The organism is Alkalisalibacterium limincola (genome assembly GCF_008017755.1).
GTDB classification, from domain to species: Bacteria; Pseudomonadota; Gammaproteobacteria; order Xanthomonadales; family Xanthomonadaceae; genus Alkalisalibacterium; species Alkalisalibacterium limincola.
Map to the genome: position 1 here is coordinate 404,420 of NZ_VRTS01000002.1, position 15,729 is coordinate 420,148.

12 protein-coding genes, 2 tRNA genes and 3 pseudogenes are annotated in these 15,729 nt (G+C 67.8%); 14 read left to right on the plus strand and 3 right to left on the minus strand.

Features of this window, described 5'->3' with window-relative positions:
• The first annotated feature begins 14 nt into the window (after positions 1-14).
• From uvrB to FU658_RS04930, 11 genes and pseudogenes are all read left to right on the plus strand, one after another.
• Positions 15-2,035, plus strand: a pseudogene (gene uvrB / locus FU658_RS04880) (excinuclease ABC subunit UvrB).
• A 57-nt stretch (positions 2,036-2,092) separates the two neighbouring features.
• A tRNA-Val gene (locus FU658_RS04885) sits at positions 2,093-2,167 on the plus strand.
• Between the two features lie 315 nt (positions 2,168-2,482).
• Positions 2,483-4,393 (plus strand): threonine--tRNA ligase, encoded by a 1,911-nt coding sequence (gene thrS, locus FU658_RS04890; protein ID WP_147891032.1) that lies wholly within the window; start codon positions 2,483-2,485, stop codon positions 4,391-4,393.
• A gap of 39 nt (positions 4,394-4,432) precedes the next feature.
• Positions 4,433-4,954 (plus strand): translation initiation factor IF-3, encoded by a 522-nt coding sequence (gene infC, locus FU658_RS04895; RefSeq protein WP_425477583.1) that lies wholly within the window; start codon positions 4,433-4,435, stop codon positions 4,952-4,954.
• A gap of 206 nt (positions 4,955-5,160) precedes the next feature.
• A complete protein-coding gene (gene rpmI / locus FU658_RS04900; protein WP_147891034.1) occupies positions 5,161-5,358 on the plus strand; it encodes a 50S ribosomal protein L35 in 198 nt (65 codons plus the stop codon).
• Between the two features lie 11 nt (positions 5,359-5,369).
• Positions 5,370-5,729, plus strand: a complete 360-nt coding sequence (rplT, locus tag FU658_RS04905; protein WP_147891035.1) for a 50S ribosomal protein L20 — start codon at positions 5,370-5,372, stop codon at positions 5,727-5,729.
• A gap of 127 nt (positions 5,730-5,856) precedes the next feature.
• Positions 5,857-6,851 (plus strand): annotated as a pseudogene (gene pheS / locus FU658_RS04910) (phenylalanine--tRNA ligase subunit alpha).
• 10 nt (positions 6,852-6,861) lie between these two features.
• Positions 6,862-9,240 carry a phenylalanine--tRNA ligase subunit beta gene (pheT, locus tag FU658_RS04915; protein WP_147891036.1) on the plus strand — a complete coding sequence of 793 codons (2,379 nt, stop codon included), beginning with the start codon at positions 6,862-6,864 and terminating at the stop codon, positions 9,238-9,240.
• 1 nt (position 9,241) lies between these two features.
• Positions 9,242-9,541: an integration host factor subunit alpha gene (locus FU658_RS04920; protein ID WP_147891037.1), complete on the plus strand. Its 300-nt coding sequence runs from the start codon at positions 9,242-9,244 to the stop codon at positions 9,539-9,541.
• Entirely contained in the window at positions 9,522-9,878 is a 357-nt protein-coding gene (locus FU658_RS04925) for a MerR family transcriptional regulator (protein ID WP_147891038.1), read from the plus strand. The genes FU658_RS04920 and FU658_RS04925 overlap by 20 nt, the downstream gene beginning before the upstream one ends.
• A gap of 102 nt (positions 9,879-9,980) precedes the next feature.
• Positions 9,981-10,057: transfer RNA gene (locus FU658_RS04930), tRNA-Pro, on the plus strand.
• Between the two features lie 59 nt (positions 10,058-10,116).
• On the opposite strand, the gene FU658_RS04935 is transcribed toward FU658_RS04930, so the two are convergent.
• Together FU658_RS04935 and serA are read right to left on the minus strand one after the other, a co-directional pair.
• Complete coding sequence (locus tag FU658_RS04935; RefSeq protein WP_147891039.1) at positions 10,117-10,398, minus strand: DUF5666 domain-containing protein; 282 nt, start codon at positions 10,396-10,398, stop codon at positions 10,117-10,119.
• Between the two features lie 88 nt (positions 10,399-10,486).
• Positions 10,487-11,722 carry a phosphoglycerate dehydrogenase gene (gene serA / locus FU658_RS04940; RefSeq protein ID WP_147891040.1) on the minus strand — a complete coding sequence of 412 codons (1,236 nt, stop codon included), beginning with the start codon at positions 11,720-11,722 and terminating at the stop codon, positions 10,487-10,489.
• Between the two features lie 111 nt (positions 11,723-11,833).
• Here serA and FU658_RS04945 point away from each other — a divergent pair, with 111 nt between their 5' ends.
• The 3 genes and pseudogenes from FU658_RS04945 to pip all read left to right on the plus strand — a co-directional run.
• Positions 11,834-13,216 carry an FAD-binding oxidoreductase gene (locus tag FU658_RS04945; protein WP_147891041.1) on the plus strand — a complete coding sequence of 461 codons (1,383 nt, stop codon included), beginning with the start codon at positions 11,834-11,836 and terminating at the stop codon, positions 13,214-13,216.
• Positions 13,213-14,043, plus strand: a complete 831-nt coding sequence (locus FU658_RS04950; RefSeq protein WP_147891042.1) for a sulfotransferase family protein — start codon at positions 13,213-13,215, stop codon at positions 14,041-14,043. The genes FU658_RS04945 and FU658_RS04950 overlap by 4 nt, the downstream gene beginning before the upstream one ends.
• Before the next feature lie 162 nt (positions 14,044-14,205).
• A pseudogene (gene pip / locus FU658_RS04955) lies at positions 14,206-15,156 on the plus strand (prolyl aminopeptidase); the annotation flags it as partial.
• A 9-nt stretch (positions 15,157-15,165) separates the two neighbouring features.
• Here the strand turns inward: pip and FU658_RS04960 are convergent.
• The gene (locus FU658_RS04960; RefSeq protein ID WP_147891043.1) at positions 15,166-15,717 is read right to left on the minus strand and encodes an NUDIX hydrolase; all 552 of its coding nucleotides are present in this window, start codon (positions 15,715-15,717) and stop codon (positions 15,166-15,168) included.
• Between the last annotated feature and the right edge of the window lie 12 nt (positions 15,718-15,729).

Sequence of the window (15,729 nt, forward strand, 5' to 3'; positions counted from 1 at the left end):
CCTGCAGCCTGCCGATGAGCGACCGCTTCGAACTCGTATCGCCGTTCCAGCCCGCCGGCGACCAGCCGGCGGCGATCGAAAAGCTGGTGAAGGGCTTCGAGTCCGGCCTGGCGCACCAGACGCTGCTGGGCGTCACCGGCTCGGGCAAGACCTACACGATCGCCAACGTGGTCCAGGCGGTTCAGAAGCCGACGCTCGTGATGGCGCCGAACAAGACGCTGGCCGCGCAGCTGTACGGTGAGTTCAAGCAGTTCTTCCCGAACAACGCGGTCGAGTACTTCGTCAGCTACTACGACTACTACCAGCCCGAGGCCTACGTGCCGTCGACGGACACCTTCATCGAGAAGGATTCCAACGTCAACGAGCACATCGAGCAGATGCGGCTGTCGGCGACCAAGGCCCTGCTGGAGCGCAAGGATGCGTTGATCGTGTGCACCGTGTCGGCCATCTACGGCCTCGGCAGTCCCGAGGAGTACTTCCGGATGGTGCTGCACATGGTGCGCGGCGAGCGCATCGACCAGCGCGAGCTGATCCGGCGGCTGACCGAGATGCAGTACTCGCGCAACGAGTTCGAACTGCGCCGTGGCTGCTACCGCGTTCGCGGCGAGACGATCGACATCCACCCGGCCGAGTCTGAGATGGAGGCGCTGCGCATCGAGCTGTTCGACGGCGAGATCGAGAACCTGGCGATGTTCGACCCGCTGACCGGCGAGGTGCTGCGCAAGCTCCAGCGCTTCACGATCTACCCCAAGTCGCACTACGTGACCTCGCGGCGCACCGTGCTTGAGGCGATCGAGACGATCAAGGCCGAGATGAAGGAAACGCTGGAGCGCATGTATGCGGAGAACCGGCTGGTCGAGGCCCAGCGGCTGCAGCAGCGCACCACCTTCGACCTGGAGATGCTGGCCGAGGTGGGTTACTGCCAGGGCATCGAGAACTACTCCCGGCACCTGACCGGGCGCATGCCCGGCGAGCCGCCGCCGTGCCTGTACGACTACCTCCCGCCCGACGCGCTGCTGGTGGTCGACGAGTCGCACGTCACCGTGCCGCAGATCGGCGGCATGTACCGCGGCGACCGGGCACGCAAGGAAACCCTGGTGCAGTACGGCTTCCGCATGCCCTCGGCGCTGGACAACCGGCCGCTTCAGTTCGAGGAATGGGAGCTGCGCGCGCCGCGCTCGATCTTCGTCTCGGCCACGCCCAGCAAGTACGAGCTGGAGAAGTCCGGCGACCAGGTGGTGGAGCTGGTGGTGCGGCCGACCGGCCTGATCGATCCGGAGGTCGAGATCCGCCCGGTGGCGACCCAGGTCGACGACGTGCTCTCGGAGATCAACCTGCGCACGGCGATGGGCGACCGGGTGCTGATCACGACGCTGACCAAGCGCATGGCCGAGAACCTGACCGAGTACCTGTCCGAACACGACGTGCGCGTGCGCTACCTGCACTCCGACGTGGACACCGTCGAGCGGGTGGAGATCATCCGCGACCTGCGCCTGGGCCGGTTCGACGTGCTGGTCGGCATCAACCTGCTGCGCGAGGGCCTGGACATGCCCGAGGTGTCGCTGGTGGCGATCCTGGACGCCGACAAGGAGGGCTTCCTGCGCTCGGCCGGCTCGCTGATCCAGACCATCGGCCGCGCGCGCGAAACGTGCGCGGCAAGGCGATCCTGTATGCCGACAAGGTCACGAAGTCGATGCAGGCGGCACTGGACGAGACCGACCGCCGCCGCGCCAAGCAGGTGGAATACAACGCCGAGCACGGCATCGAGCCGCAGACCATCATCCGGCCGGTCACCGACATCATGGAAGGCGCGCGCGATGCCAAGGCCGACAAGGCCGGTCGCGGACGCGGCAAGGGCCGGCAGGTGGCCGACGAGGCGCCCAACTACGCCGCGATGAGTGCGAAGCAGCTTTCGGCCAAGCTCAGCGAGCTGGAGCAGCGCATGTACAAGCACGCCCAGGACCTGGAGTTCGAGGAGGCCGCGCGGCTGCGCGACGAGATCCACCGCGTCCGCGAGGCCTCGCTGCAGTCCTGAACCGGGGCCGGGGGTGATTGTGCGGGCCCGGAACTGCCGCTATACTGCGCGGCTCTTGGGCGGTTAGCTCAGCGGTAGAGCACTACCTTGACATGGTAGGGGTCACAGGTTCGAACCCTGTACCGCCCACCACGCCTCCACGGCGTGATCCCGAGAAGCGGCCGGCCTGTCCGGCCGTTGTCGTATCCGGCTTCCGGGCGTTGACCTTGGACCGGGGCCGGAATACCGTTCCACCATCGTCGCGGCATCGGGCCGCGGCCCTGCCAGAGGTGGCGTCCGCCGAAACGGCCGCCGAGCGTGCGACATGAGGACTACGCGCAGCCATTGATCGAAGCTTGCACGGGCCAGTACCGGCGGCGCGACGGCGTGCCGCGTTCCAGGGGCGCCCGGCGCCCTTTTTTGTTGCCCGAACCGTCCTCCGCTCACCGATTCCAATCCAGGTAAACGATGATCACGATCACCCTCCCCGATGGCAGCCAGCGCCAGTTCGACGCGCCGGTCACCCCGATGGACGTCGCCGCCTCGATCGGCCCCGGCCTGGCCAAGGCCACCGTGGCCGGCCGTGTCGATGGCCGCCTGGTCGACGCCTGCGACCCGATCGAGGCCGACGCCAGCCTGCAGCTGATCACCCCGAAGGACGAGGCCGGCGTCGAGATCATCCGCCACTCCTGCGCCCATCTGGTCGGGCACGCCGTCAAGCAGCTCTATCCCGAGGCCAAGATGGTCATCGGCCCGGTGATCGAGGAGGGCTTCTACTACGACATCTGGCACGAGCGCCCGTTCACGCCCGAGGACCTCGAGGCGATCGAGCAGCGGATGCGCGAGCTGATCGAGCGCGACTACGACGTCATCAAGAAGGTGACGCCGCGCGATGAGGTCATCGCCACGTTCAAGGCGCGCGGCGAGGACTACAAGCTGCGCCTGGTCGAGGACATGCCCGACGAGACGCACATGGGCCTGTACCACCACGAGGAGTACGTGGACATGTGCCGCGGCCCGCACGTGCCCAACACCCGCTTCCTGAAGGCGTTCAAGCTGTTGCGCATTTCCGGTGCGTACTGGCGCGGCGATGCGAAGAACGAGCAGCTGCAGCGCATCTACGGCACCGCCTGGGCCGACCCCAAGCAGCTCAAGGCCTACGTGGCCCGCATCGAGGAGGCCGAGAAGCGCGACCACCGCCGCATCGGCAAGCAGCTCGAGCTGTTCCACCTGCAGGAGGAAGCGCCGGGCCTGATCTTCTGGCACCCGAAGGGCTGGTCGCTGTGGCAGGTGGTCGAGCAGTACATGCGCGGCGTGTACCGCGATTCCGGCTACCAGGAGGTGCGCTGCCCGCAGATCCTCGACGTGAGCCTGTGGAAGAAGTCCGGCCACTGGGACAACTACAAGGAAAACATGTTCTTCACCGAGTCCGAGAAGCGGACCTACGCGGTGAAGCCGATGAACTGCCCGGGCCACGTGCAGATCTTCAACGCCGGCCTGCACAGCTACCGCGACCTGCCGATCCGCTACGGCGAGTTCGGCTCCTGCCACCGCAACGAGCCTTCCGGCGCGCTGCACGGCATCCTGCGCGTGCGCGGCTTCACCCAGGACGACGGCCACGTGTTCTGCACGCCCGACCAGGTCGAGGCCGAGGTCACCGATTTCCATCGCCAGGCGCTCAAGGTCTACGAGGACTTCGGCTTCGGCACCCCGCAGATCAAGATCGCGCTGCGGCCGGAATCGCGCCTGGGCGACGACGCCACCTGGGACCGCGCCGAGGATGCGCTGCGTGCGGCGCTGCGCAACGCCGGGGTGGAGTGGCAGGAGCTGCCGGGCGAGGGTGCCTTCTACGGCCCCAAGATCGAGTACCACCTCAAGGACGCGATCGGCCGCACCTGGCAGCTGGGCACGATGCAGGTCGACTTCATGATGCCCGGCCGCCTTGGCGCGGAGTATGTCGACGAGCACAGCGCCCGCCAGCACCCGGTCATGCTGCATCGCGCTATCGTGGGCTCGATGGAGCGTTTCATCGGCATCCTGATCGAAAACCATGCCGGCGCATTCCCGCCGTGGCTGGCCCCGGTGCAGGCGGTGGTGCTCAATATCACCGACGCCCAGGCCGATTACGTGCGCGAAGTGCGAAAAGCCCTTTCAAATCAAGGGTTCCGGGTGGCCGATGACTTGAGGAACGAGAAGATCGGCTATAAGATCCGCCAGCACACCTTGCAAAAGGTGCCGTATCTTCTTGTGGTGGGCGACCGCGAGAAGGAAAATGGGGAGGTGGCCGTACGCACCCGCTCCGGCGAGGACCTGGGCTCGATGAGCCTGGAGGCCTTCGTGGATCGCCTGTTGCACGAGAACGGTCCCGCCACGCTGTGATGCGTTGTGGATCAATGATTTCCTTTGGAGGATCAACGAATCAGTACTGACAAGCAGAATCGCAAGAACCAGGACATCCGCGTGCCGAACGTGCGCGTGATCGGTTCCGATGGCGAGATGGTCGGGGTGCTTACCCGCGACCAGGCGCTGGAGAAGGCCATGGAAGAGGGCCTCGACCTGGTTGAGATCCAGCCCAATGCCGATCCACCGGTGTGCCGGATCATGGATTACGGCAAGTTCAGGTTCGACGCCCAGAAGAAGGCTTCCGCGGCCAAGAAGAAGCAGAAGCAGGTCGAGCTCAAGGAACTCAAGTTCCGCCCGACCACCGACGTCGGCGACTACGACGTGAAGATGCGCAAGCTGCGCGGCTTCCTCGAGGAAGGCGACAAGGTCAAGATCAACATCCGCTTCCGTGGCCGCGAGATGGCCCACCAGGAGCTGGGCCTGGCGATGGCGAAGAAGATCGAGGAGGACCTCGCCGACGAGGTCGTCGTCGAGCAGCGCCCGCGCCTCGAGGGCCGGCAGATGGTGATGATGCTGTCGCCGAAGAAGAAGCAGTAAGCCTTCCGGCAAGCTGCTGAATTGCAAGCGCTTGCCGGCTCTGCCATACTGTGCGGCCCGCTCGACTCCGGTCGAGCGGGCATTTTGATGGACCCGTCCTTGATCCTATTGGATTCAAGGACCTACAAGCCGGATCGGGCAGGAAGGAAAGCGTGGCGCATGCCACCGCCCGGGCCAGTGACATAAAATTTCCAAAGGAACCTGCAATGCCCAAGATCAAGACCAAGCGGGCGGCGGCCAAGCGCTTCCGCAAGCTCGCGTCCGGCAAGTTCAAGGCCGGCCACGCGAACCGCAGCCACATCCTGACGAAGATGTCGACCAAGCGTAAGCGTGGCCTTCGCCAGACCAATATCGTTCGCGACGAGGATTCCGCTCGTCTGCGTCGTCTTCTTCCGTACCTGTGAGGGGCTGAGACATGGCACGAGTCAAGCGTGGTGTGACCGCCCGTCGTCGGCACAAGAAAGTCCTCAAGCTTGCGAAGGGTTACTACAACGCCCGCCGCAAGGTGTATCGCGTCGCCAAGCAGGCCGTCACCAAGGCCCAGCAGTACGCCTACATCGGCCGCAAGCAGCGCAAGCGCCAGTTCCGTAGCCTGTGGATCGTGCGCATCAATGCCGCGGCCCGCATCCACGGCCTGAGCTACAGCCGCCTGATGAACGGCCTCAAGAAGGCCAACATCGAGCTCGACCGCAAGGCCCTGGCCGACATCGCGGTGCACGATGACGTGGCCTTCGGCAAGATCGCCGAAGCCGCGAAGGCTGCGCTCGCCGCTTAAGCGCCGCACCGCCACATCGGCAGCCCGGGAACGGGCTGCCACCGTGCGTGGGGAAGGGCGGAAGTCCTTCCCCACGTTCGTTTCCGGCCGGAAACGGTGCCCCCCGGAGAATGGACCCGACCCGCGAATGAGCGACATCGACTCCCTGACCCGTTCGGCCCTGGCCGAGATCGAGGCCGCCGATCGGCTGGACACCCTCGACACGTTGCGCGTGCGCCTGCTGGGCAAGCAAGGCAGCATCACCGGCCAGCTCAAGCAGCTCGGCAAGCTGCCGGCGGAGGAGCGCCGCGCCGCCGGTGAAGCCGTCAACCGGGCCCGCGACGCCCTGGGTGAGGCGATCAGTTCACGCCGCGAGGCGCTCGAGGGCGAGGCCCTTGCCGCGCGCCTGGCGGCCGAGAACATCGATGTCAGCCTGCCCGGCCGCCGCGCCGATCGCGGCAACCTGCACCCGGTCAGCCGCACGATCGAGCGCGTCGCGTCGATCTTCGGCCAGATGGGCTACGAGTTGGCCGATGGCCCGGAAATCGAGGACGACTTCCACAACTTCGAGGCCCTCAACTTCCCCGAGCACCACCCGCGCGGGCGATGCACGACACCTTCTACTTCCCCGACGGCCGCCTGCTGCGCACCCACACCTCGCCGGTGCAGGTGCATTTCATGAAGTCGCGCAAGCCGCCGTTCCGGATGATCACGATCGGCAAGGTCTACCGCTCCGATTCCGACCAGACCCACACGCCGATGTTCCACCAGTGCGAGGGCCTGCTGGTCGACGAGACCTCGAGCTTCGCCGACCTCAAGGGCACGCTCAAGCAGTTCGTCGACGCGTTCTTCGAGCGCGATTTCGACATGCAGTTCCGGCCCAGCTACTTCCCCTTCACCGAGCCTTCGGCCGAAGTCGACATCCGCTGGGAGAAGGCGGGTGGCGAGAGCCGCTGGCTGGAGGTCCTGGGCTGCGGCATGGTCCACCCCAACGTGCTGCGCGCGGTCGGCATCGACCCGGAGCGCTACACCGGCTTCGCCTTCGGCATGGGCATCGAGCGCTTCGCGATGCTGCGCTACGGCGTCGACGACCTGCGCAGTTTCTTCGAGAACGACGCGCGCTTCCTGAAGCAGTTCGCGTGAGGCAGACCCGATGAAGTTTCCCGAATCCTGGCTGCGCGAGCACGTCCGCACGGACGCCTCGCGCGAAGAACTGGCCCGGCGCCTGACCCTCTCCGGCCTCGAGGTCGAGGAGATCACGCAGATCGGAGGCGAGCTCGAAGGCGTGGTGGTGGCCGAGATCCTGGCCTGCGAGCCGCATCCGGACGCCGATCGCCTGCAGGTGTGCCGCGTGGCCACCGGCAGTGGCGAGGTGCAGATCGTGTGTGGCGCGCCGAATGCGCGCCCCGGACTGAAGGCGCCGCTGGCGATGGTCGGCGCGGAGTTGCCCGGTGGCCTGAAGATCAAGCCGGCGAAGCTGCGTGGCATCGAGTCCAGCGGCATGCTGTGCTCGGCGAAGGAGTTGCTGATAGATGCCGATGCATCGGGCCTGCTGGAGCTGTCGGCGGATGCGCCGGTGGGTGAAGCGCTGGCGCGCCACCTGGGGCTGCCCGATGCCAGCTTCGAACTGAAGCTGACCCCGAACCTGGCGCACTGCTTCTCGATCCGCGGCGTGGCCTTCGATGTCGCGGCCAGTTTCGGCAGCACCGTGCAGCCATTCGAGATCAAGCCGGTGGCGCCGTCCACCCAGGCGCGCGTGGCGATCGCGCTGGATGCCGGTGCCGACTGCCCGCGCTACTGCGGCCGGGTCATCGAGGGCATCGAGGCCGGCGCCGCGACACCGGCGTGGATCGCCGACCGCCTGCGCCGCAGCGGCGTTCGCCCGGTCAGCCTGCTGGTCGACGTGACCCAGTACGTGATGCTGGAACTCGGCCAGCCGATGCACGCCTTCGACCGCGATGCGCTGGAAGGCCCGGTGGGTGTGCGCCGGGCGCGCCCGGGCGAGACGCTGAAGCTGCTCGACGAACGCGAGGTCACGCTGGATCCGCACTACCTGCTGGTCACCGACGGCGACCGGCCGGTGGCGCTGGCCGGGGTCATGGGCGGCTGGGACAGCCGCGTCACGCAAGCCACCCGGAACGTGTTCCTTGAAAGCGCGCATTTCGCGCCGGACGCGATCATCGGCCGGGCGCGCAAGCTCGGCATGCATACCGATGCCTCGCACCGTTTCGAGCGCGGGGTCGACCCGGAGCTGCCGCGACGGGCGCTGGAGCGGGCGACGGCGCTGATCCTCGCCGCCGCCGGTGGACAGGCTGGCCCGGTCGTGGAGGCCACCGCCGACGAGCACCTCAGGGCACCCCAGGCGGTGCGGCTGCGGCGTGGCCGTCTTGCGCGCGTGCTTGGCATCACGGTCGACGAGGCCGAGGTCGAGCGGATCCTGCGCGCGCTCGGCATGCAGGTCGATGCCACGCCGGACGGCTGGGTCGTGGTGCCGCCCAGCAGCCGCTTCGACATCGCGATCGAGGAGGACCTGGTCGAGGAGGTCGCGCGCATCCACGGCTACGACCGCATCCCGACGTCCCTGCCGACCGGCGAGATCCGCGTCGCCGCACCGGGCGAGGGCATGGTGGAGGAGGCGGCCGTGCGTCGCCAGCTGGCAGGCCGCGACTACCTCGAGGCGATCAACTACGCCTTCGTCGATCCGCGCTGGCTGGCGGACTGGGGCATGGAGCACGGCACCGTGGCGCTGGCCAACCCGCTCAGCAGCGAGTTGGCGGTGATGCGCCCCAGCCTGCTGCCGGGGCTGGTCGCCACCGTGAGGCGCAATCGTGCACGGCAGGCCGGCCGCGTGCGCCTGTTCGAGCTGGGTCGCAGTTTTTCCGCCGCCTCAGACGCCCAGGCACCGGTCGAGACCCGTCGCGTGGCCGCCGTCGCCTGTGGCCCCGCGGTGGCGGAGCAGTGGGGCGAAGCGGATCGGGAAGTCGATTTCTTCGACCTCAAGGGTGACCTGGAAAGCCTGTTCGCACTGACGGCGACGAGCGCCCTGCGCTTCGAGCGCGCGGACGTCGAGTGGTTGCACCCCGGGCGCTCGGCCCGGGTGCTGCGCGACGGCCGGGCGGTGGGCTGGATCGGACATCTGCACCCGGCGCTGGCCGCACGACTGGATCTCGACGGCGAGACCGTGGTGTTCGAGGTGGAGCTCGACGCGGTGCAATCGCGTGCAGTCGCCCGTGCCACGCCACCCTCGCGTTACCCGTCCGTCCGCCAGGACCTCGCGTTCGTCGTCCCGGAAGCCGTCTCCTGGCAGGCCATGCGCGACAGCCTGGAGCAGGCGCTCGGCCCGCTGCTGCGCGAGGTCGTGCTGTTTGACCGCTACGTCGGCAAGGGCCTAGAACCCGGGACAAAGAGTCTCGCTATGGGCTTGATCTTGCAGGATGTTTCCCGCACTCTTGCCGAATCGGATGTGGAGCAGGCCCGTGCAGCGGCAATCACTGCGCTCACGGCGGACCACGGCGCAATCATCAGGGGGTGACATGGCGCTGACCAAGGCCGAGATGGCCGAACGACTCTACGACGAAGTGGGTCTGAACAAGCGCGAGGCGAAGGAATTCGTCGACGCGTTCTTCGACTCGCTTCGCCACGCGCTGGAGAACGGGCAGCAGGTCAAGCTGTCCGGCTTCGGCAACTTCGACCTGCGGCGCAAGAACGAGCGCCCGGGCCGCAATCCCAAGACCGGCGAGGAGATCCCTATCTCCGCGCGCACGGTGGTGACCTTCCGTCCCGGTCAGAAGCTCAAGGAGCGCGTGGAGGCCTATGCTGGATCCGGGCAGTAACCGCGAACTCCCGCCGATCCCGGCGAAGCGCTACTTCACCATCGGTGAGGTCAGTGAACTGTGCGACGTGAAGCCGCACGTGCTGCGGTACTGGGAAACCGAGTTCCCCAGCCTCAGCCCGGTCAAACGGCGTGGCAACCGGCGCTACTACCAGCGCCACGACGTGCTGATGATCCGCCAGATCCGCGCCCTGCTGTATGAACAGGGCTACACGATCGGTGGCGCCCGGCTGCGGCTGGAAGGCGACCAGGGCAAGCAGGAAACGACCATGACCGGGCAGGTGATCCGCCAGGTGCGCATGGAGCTGGAGGAAGTCCTGCAATTGCTGCGCCGCTGAATCCGCTGGAAACGGCGTCGAACAAGGCGCCACCCACGCCGGGATTCCGGCTATACTTTGCGACCCCGACGGCCTGTCCGCCGGGGCGTTGTCCGCGGAACTCGGGGCGTAGCGCAGCCTGGTAGCGCACTACAATGGGGTTGTAGGGGTCGTGAGTTCGAATCTCACCGTCCCGACCACTTCGCAGACACGGAAAAGGCACCCACGCGGGTGCCTTTCTCGTTCCTGGCCCCTTGGCCTAGTCTTCCAGCTCGATCTCGGTGGCGATGTGCACGCCATGGCGATAGATGAACTCGACCTCGACCTCGTCGCCGACCCGCAGGTCGCCGAAGTAACGCAGGTCGTCGTCGTATTCGGTCCGATGGTCGGTGTAGAAGACGATGCCCTGGACCATCACGCTTTGGCTGGCCCAGTCGATCGACTCGACGTACCCCTTGATCTCGTTCTCGTCGGCCAGTGCCACCGGAGCGGCGATCGCCAGCAGCAGGCCGGTCGAGATTGCAGCGAATGCACGCTTCATTGGTGGCTCCTCCAGTGTGGACTGGACCCACTTTCCCGTTGCGACGCTGAAACACGCATGAAGCATCCGCCCACCGGCAAGGGCCGGTTCAGTACAGCACTCGTGCCCTGAGCGTCCCCGGAATCGCTGCCAGTCGGTCCTTGAGCTGGGTTGCATCCGCCGCGGCACCGCTGACGTCGATGACGACGTAGCCCACCTCACCTCGCGTCTGCAGGTACTGGCCTTCGATATTGAGCCCGCTTTCGGAGAACAGCTCGTTGACCTTGCTCAGCATGCCGGGGATGTTGCGGTGGATGTGGAGCAGGCGGCGGCTGCCGGCATGGCCGGGCAGCGACACCTCCGGGAAGTTGACCGCCGAGAGCGTGGACCCGTTGTCGGAATAGCGCACCAGCTTCGCCGCGACCTCTCGGCCGATGTTGTCCTGCGCTTCCAGCGTGCTGCCGCCCACGTGCGGCGTCAGGATGACGTTGTCCAAGCCGCGCAACGGCGAGACGAACTCGTCCTGGTTGGACTGCGGCTCGACCGGGAACACGTCGATCGCGGCCCCGGCGAGATGCCCGGCACGCAGCGCGGACGCCAGTGCATCGAGGTCGACGACCGTGCCGCGCGAAGCATTGATCAGCAGGCCGCCGCGCTTCATGCGTGCGATCGCCGCCGAGTCGATCAGCTCGCGGGTGGCCGGCGTCTCGGGCACGTGCAGCGTCACCAGGTCGGCACGCTCCAGCAACTCGTCGAGGTCGGCGGCCGCACGCGCGTTGCCCAGCGCCAGTTTCGGTTCGATGTCGTGGTAGATCACGCGCATCCCGAGGCCCTCGGCCAACAGACCCACCTGGGTGCCGATGTGGCCGTAGCCGATGATGCCCAGCACCTTGTCGCGCACCTCGTAGCTGCCGGTGGCGGACTTGATCCAGCCGCCGCGGTGGCAGGCCATGTTCTTCTCCGGCACGCGGCGCATCAGCAGGATCGCCTCGGCGATGACCAGCTCGGCCACGCTGCGCGTATTGGAGTAGGGCGCGTTGAACACCGGGATTCCCAGCGACTGCGCCGCGGCCAGGTCGACCTGGTTGGTGCCGATGCAGAAGCAGCCCACCGCCATCAGCCTCCGGCCCGCCTCGAGCGCTGCCGCGTCGAGCTGGGTGCGCGAGCGGATGCCGAGGATGTGCGTCTCGGCCAGCTTCGCGCGCAGTTCGGTGGGCTCCAGGGCCTTGGCGTGCGCTTCTATGCGCGTGTACCCCGCGGCCTTGAACGCGTCCACGGTGCTGGGGCTGACGCCCTCGAGCAGCAGCACTTGGATGTCTTCGCGCGGGAACGAGGTGTCGGCCATGTCGGGGCGGTCCTGGGGGTGGAGGATCACTATGCCAGAGCCCGGCAGGGTCGCGGGTCGCGCGCGGCATGGCGATACACTGCAAGCCCACATCCGCACGTGAACCCCGGCATGCCGACCGCCCGTGACATCGTCGACCAGCTTTCCCGCCTGCTGCCGCCGGAGCGGGTGTTGAGCGCACCTTCCGATCTGGAGCACTACGGCCGCGACTGGACCCGGCAGGTGGCGCCGGCACCCTCCGCGGTGGTGTTGCCCGGCAGCGTCGAGCAGGTCCAGGCGCTGGTGGCCTGGGCGCGTCGGACCGGCGTGCCACTGGTGCCGTCCGGTGGGCGCACCGGCCTGTCCGGCGGCGCGGTGGCCGCCAACGGCGAGGTGGTCGTGGCGATGGACAGGATGAACCGGGTGCTCGGCTTCGACGCGGCCGATCGCCGCCTGCGCGTGCAGGCCGGCGTGGTGACCGAGTCCGTACAGCGCGAGGCCCGGGCGCGTGGCCTGTTGTATCCGGTGGATTTCGCCAGCCGGGGCTCCAGCCAGATCGGCGGCAACATCGCCACCAACGCAGGCGGCATCAAGGTGCTGCGCTACGGCCTCACGCGCCAGTGGGTGTCCGGCTTGAAAGTGGTGACCGGGACCGGCGATGTGCTGGATCTCAACCAGGGGCTGGTCAAGAACGCGACCGGCTACGACCTGCGGCACCTGTTCATCGGCTCGGAAGGAACGCTGGGGTTCATCGTCGAGGCCGATCTGGTGCTGGCGCCACAGCCGCCCGAACAGCAGGTGATGGTACTGGCCGTGCCGGCGCTGGAGGCCTTGATGCCGCTGTTCGACCGGCTGCGTTCCGGACTGGTGCTCGGCGCGTTCGAGTTCTTCACCGACCAGGCGCTCTCCCATGTCCTCGCGCACGGGGGGAAGCGACCCTTCCAGGGCAGTGCGCCATTCTATGTACTGGCCGAGTTCGACGCCGACGACGAGGCGGCACTGGCCTGCTTCGAAGCCGCGGCCGACGCCGGGGAGGTGGCCGACGGCGTGGTCAGCCAGAGCCGCGCCCAGGCCGCGGAACTGTGGCATCTGCGCGAGGGAATCACCGAAAGCCTTGCTTCGCGCACGCCCTACAAGAACGACGTGTCGGTGCGGATCGGTGAGGTGCCGGCCTTCCTCTCGCGCATGCAGGCCCTGTTCCAGCGCGAGTACCCGCAGTTCGAGGTGGTCTGGTTCGGCCACCTGGGCGACGGGAACCTGCACATCAGCGTCCTTCGGCCGCAGGACATGGCGGCGGACCGCTTCGCCGCGGAGTGCGGGCGCGTCACCCGCTTGCTGGGCGAGGTGTTGCACGAGATGGGCGGCAGCATTTCCGCCGAGCATGGGTTGGGGCTGCTGAAGAAGCCCTTCCTGCGATACGTTAGGAGCGAAGAGGAGATCGCGCTGATGCGCGGGCTCAAGCGGGTGTTCGATCCGGACGGGATACTCAATCCGGGCAAGGTGGTGGACCTTTGAGCCGGGCTGGGGCGGGCGCGTGCTTCGAGCGCCTGGACGCGGCGCGCGAGACCTTGTCCGGGGCCCGTCTGGCCTTCGTCGGTGGACAGGGAAAATCCGGCACGACCTGGGTCGAGCGCCTCATCGACGCCCATCCCGACGCGGCCTGCCTGGGCGAGGGGCATTTCGCCGCGGGCCTGGGCCGCGGGTTGTACGCGGCGCTGGAGGACTACAACCGCCTGGTGGCGGCGAACAACGCGAGTTTCCCGGAACTCGAGGACTTCCCGGGCATGGATGCCGATGCGATGGCCGAACTGGTGCGGGCGGCGCTGGTGATGCAGTTCGCCCGGATCGCGCAACGAAACGCCCGTGCCCGGCTCGTGGCGGTGCGCACGCCCTCGGAGCTGGACTGGCTTCGCCAGTTGGCGATGCTCGTGCCCGGAGCCGTGTTCGTGCATGCGGTGCGCGACCCCCGCGATGTCGCCGTGTCGCTGTGGTTCCACGGCGAGCGCCTGTCCCCGGGAAGCATGACCCGCGAACACGGCACGCCGGCGCGTCTGGCGACGCGGCTTGTCCCCGGCTGGGCGCGGCATGTCCTCAACGTCAGGCAGGCGGCGGCCGAGTGCGGGGCGCACGTGCACGAGGTGCGCTACGAGCGGCTGATCCGGGAGGGGCCCGCCGAGGCCGCGGCGCTGTTCGAGGCGTTGGGCCTGGACGCTCCGCTGCCCGCGTCGCGCAGGCGCTGGAGGCGTGTCGTTTCGAGAAGCTCAGTGGCGGAAGGAAGCCCGGGGAATCGAACGCCGCTTCGCACTTCCGCAGCGGCACGGCCGGGCAATGGGCCTCGCTGATGCCGCCGGCCCCGGACGGGGGCTGGCCGGCCGATGTCGCCGGACTGCTCGATTCCCTCGGCTATGCAGCGCGCTGACCGCGCCGAGCGGCCTTCGCATGCGCGGCGCGGACGCATCGCGTAGCCTAGCGGGCTTTGGTCCCGCACGAAGACAGGAGTCACGATGTCCGCTCCCCTCCGCGAGCTCTACCCCGAGATCGAGCCCTACGACACCGGCACGCTGGCTGTCGACGGACGCCACACGCTCTACTACGAGCAAAGCGGCAACCCGAAGGGCAAGCCGGTGGTGCTGCTGCATGGCGGTCCCGGTGGTGGGTCGGCGCCGAAGATGCGCCGGCTGCACGATCCCGAGGCCTACCGGATCATCGTGTTCGACCAGCGCGGTGCCGGGCGTTCGACCCCCCACGCCGACCTGGTCGACAACACCACCTGGCACCTGGTGGCGGACATCGAGGCGCTGCGTGAACACCTTGGCGTCGAGCGCTGGCAGGTGTTCGGCGGCTCATGGGGCTCGACGCTGTCGCTGGCCTACGCCCAGGCGCATCCCGGGCGGGTGAGCGAACTGGTGCTGCGCGGCATCTTCATGCTGCGCCGGTGGGAGCTGGAGTGGTTCTACCAGGAAGGGGCGTCGCGGCTGTTCCCGGATGCCTGGGAGCGCTACCTGGAGCCGATCCCCGAGGTCGAGCGCCACGACCTGATCTCCGCCTACCACCGGCGGCTCACCTCGAACGACGAGGCCACGCGGCTGCGTGCCGCCCGCGCCTGGTCGGTTTGGGAGGCGGCCACCAGCTTCCTGCACCAGGACCCGGGCTTCATGGATTCCCACGAGGACCCCCAGTTCGCGCTGGCCTTCGCGCGCATCGAGTGCCACTACTTCGTCAACGGCGGATTCTTCGAGGTCGAGGACCAGTTGCTGCGCGACGCCCATCGGCTCAGGGACATTCCCGGAACGATCGTGCATGGACGCTACGACGTCGTGTGCCCGCTGGCGAACGCGTGGGACCTGCACAAGGCCTGGCCGGGTGCGACGCTGCGCATCTGTCCCGGTTCCGGGCATTCGGCCTTCGAGCCCGAGATCGCCAGCGCGCTGGTCGAGGCCACGACGGCTACCGCTGAGCGCGGGTCAGGGCGCAGCGTCCCAGGTCGCAGGCGTGCCGTCGGGATTGCGTTCGACGAAGTACAGCCCGGCGTAGAGCTTGGGGTCGATCGAGTAGCCCTTCGCGCGCATCGCGGCCAGCCACGCCGCGGCCTCGCGGCGCGGCACCTCGTGCACGGTGATGCGTTCGGACTCGTCGCCGCCGCCGCTGCCCACCCGGCGCAGTCCATGGGCGCGGACGAAGCCGATCACCTCGTTGCTCATCCCGGACGAGGATGGGCCAGCCATCAGGGCTTCGATGCGGCTGGCCTCCCATCCGGTCTCTTCGATCAACTCGCGGTGGGCGGCGGTCTCCATGGATTCCTGCTCGCCGAGGTCGCCGACCAGGCCGGCGGGCATCTCGATCGATGCGCACTGGATCGCCTCGCGGTATTGCTCGACGAAAAGCAGGGTGTCGTGCGGCGTGAGGGCGACGATGATGACTGCCGAGCCGGCGTTGGTGCGTTCGGCGTACTCCCAGCGCCCCCGCCGCAGCAGGCGCAGGTACTTTCCTTCGTGCAGGTTCTCGACGTCTTCCATTGGTGGAGCAAC

Excerpts from the sequence above, each read along its gene's own strand:
- serA (WP_147891040.1), bottom strand. The coding sequence starts at position 11,722 with ATGGCCGACACCTCGTTCCCGCGCGAAGACATCCAAGTGCTGCTGCTC.
- FU658_RS04935 (WP_147891039.1), bottom strand. The coding sequence starts at position 10,398 with ATGAAGCGTGCATTCGCTGCAATCTCGACCGGCCTGCTGCTGGCGATC.
- rpmI (WP_147891034.1), top strand. The coding sequence starts at position 5,161 with ATGCCCAAGATCAAGACCAAGCGGGCGGCGGCCAAGCGCTTCCGCAAG.
- thrS (WP_147891032.1), top strand. The coding sequence starts at position 2,483 with ATGATCACGATCACCCTCCCCGATGGCAGCCAGCGCCAGTTCGACGCG.
- FU658_RS04945 (WP_147891041.1), top strand. The coding sequence starts at position 11,834 with ATGCCGACCGCCCGTGACATCGTCGACCAGCTTTCCCGCCTGCTGCCG.
- FU658_RS04925 (WP_147891038.1), top strand. The coding sequence starts at position 9,522 with ATGCTGGATCCGGGCAGTAACCGCGAACTCCCGCCGATCCCGGCGAAG.
- FU658_RS04960 (WP_147891043.1), bottom strand. The coding sequence starts at position 15,717 with ATGGAAGACGTCGAGAACCTGCACGAAGGAAAGTACCTGCGCCTGCTG.
- pheT (WP_147891036.1), top strand. The coding sequence starts at position 6,862 with ATGAAGTTTCCCGAATCCTGGCTGCGCGAGCACGTCCGCACGGACGCC.
- FU658_RS04920 (WP_147891037.1), top strand. The coding sequence starts at position 9,242 with ATGGCGCTGACCAAGGCCGAGATGGCCGAACGACTCTACGACGAAGTG.
- rplT (WP_147891035.1), top strand. The coding sequence starts at position 5,370 with ATGGCACGAGTCAAGCGTGGTGTGACCGCCCGTCGTCGGCACAAGAAA.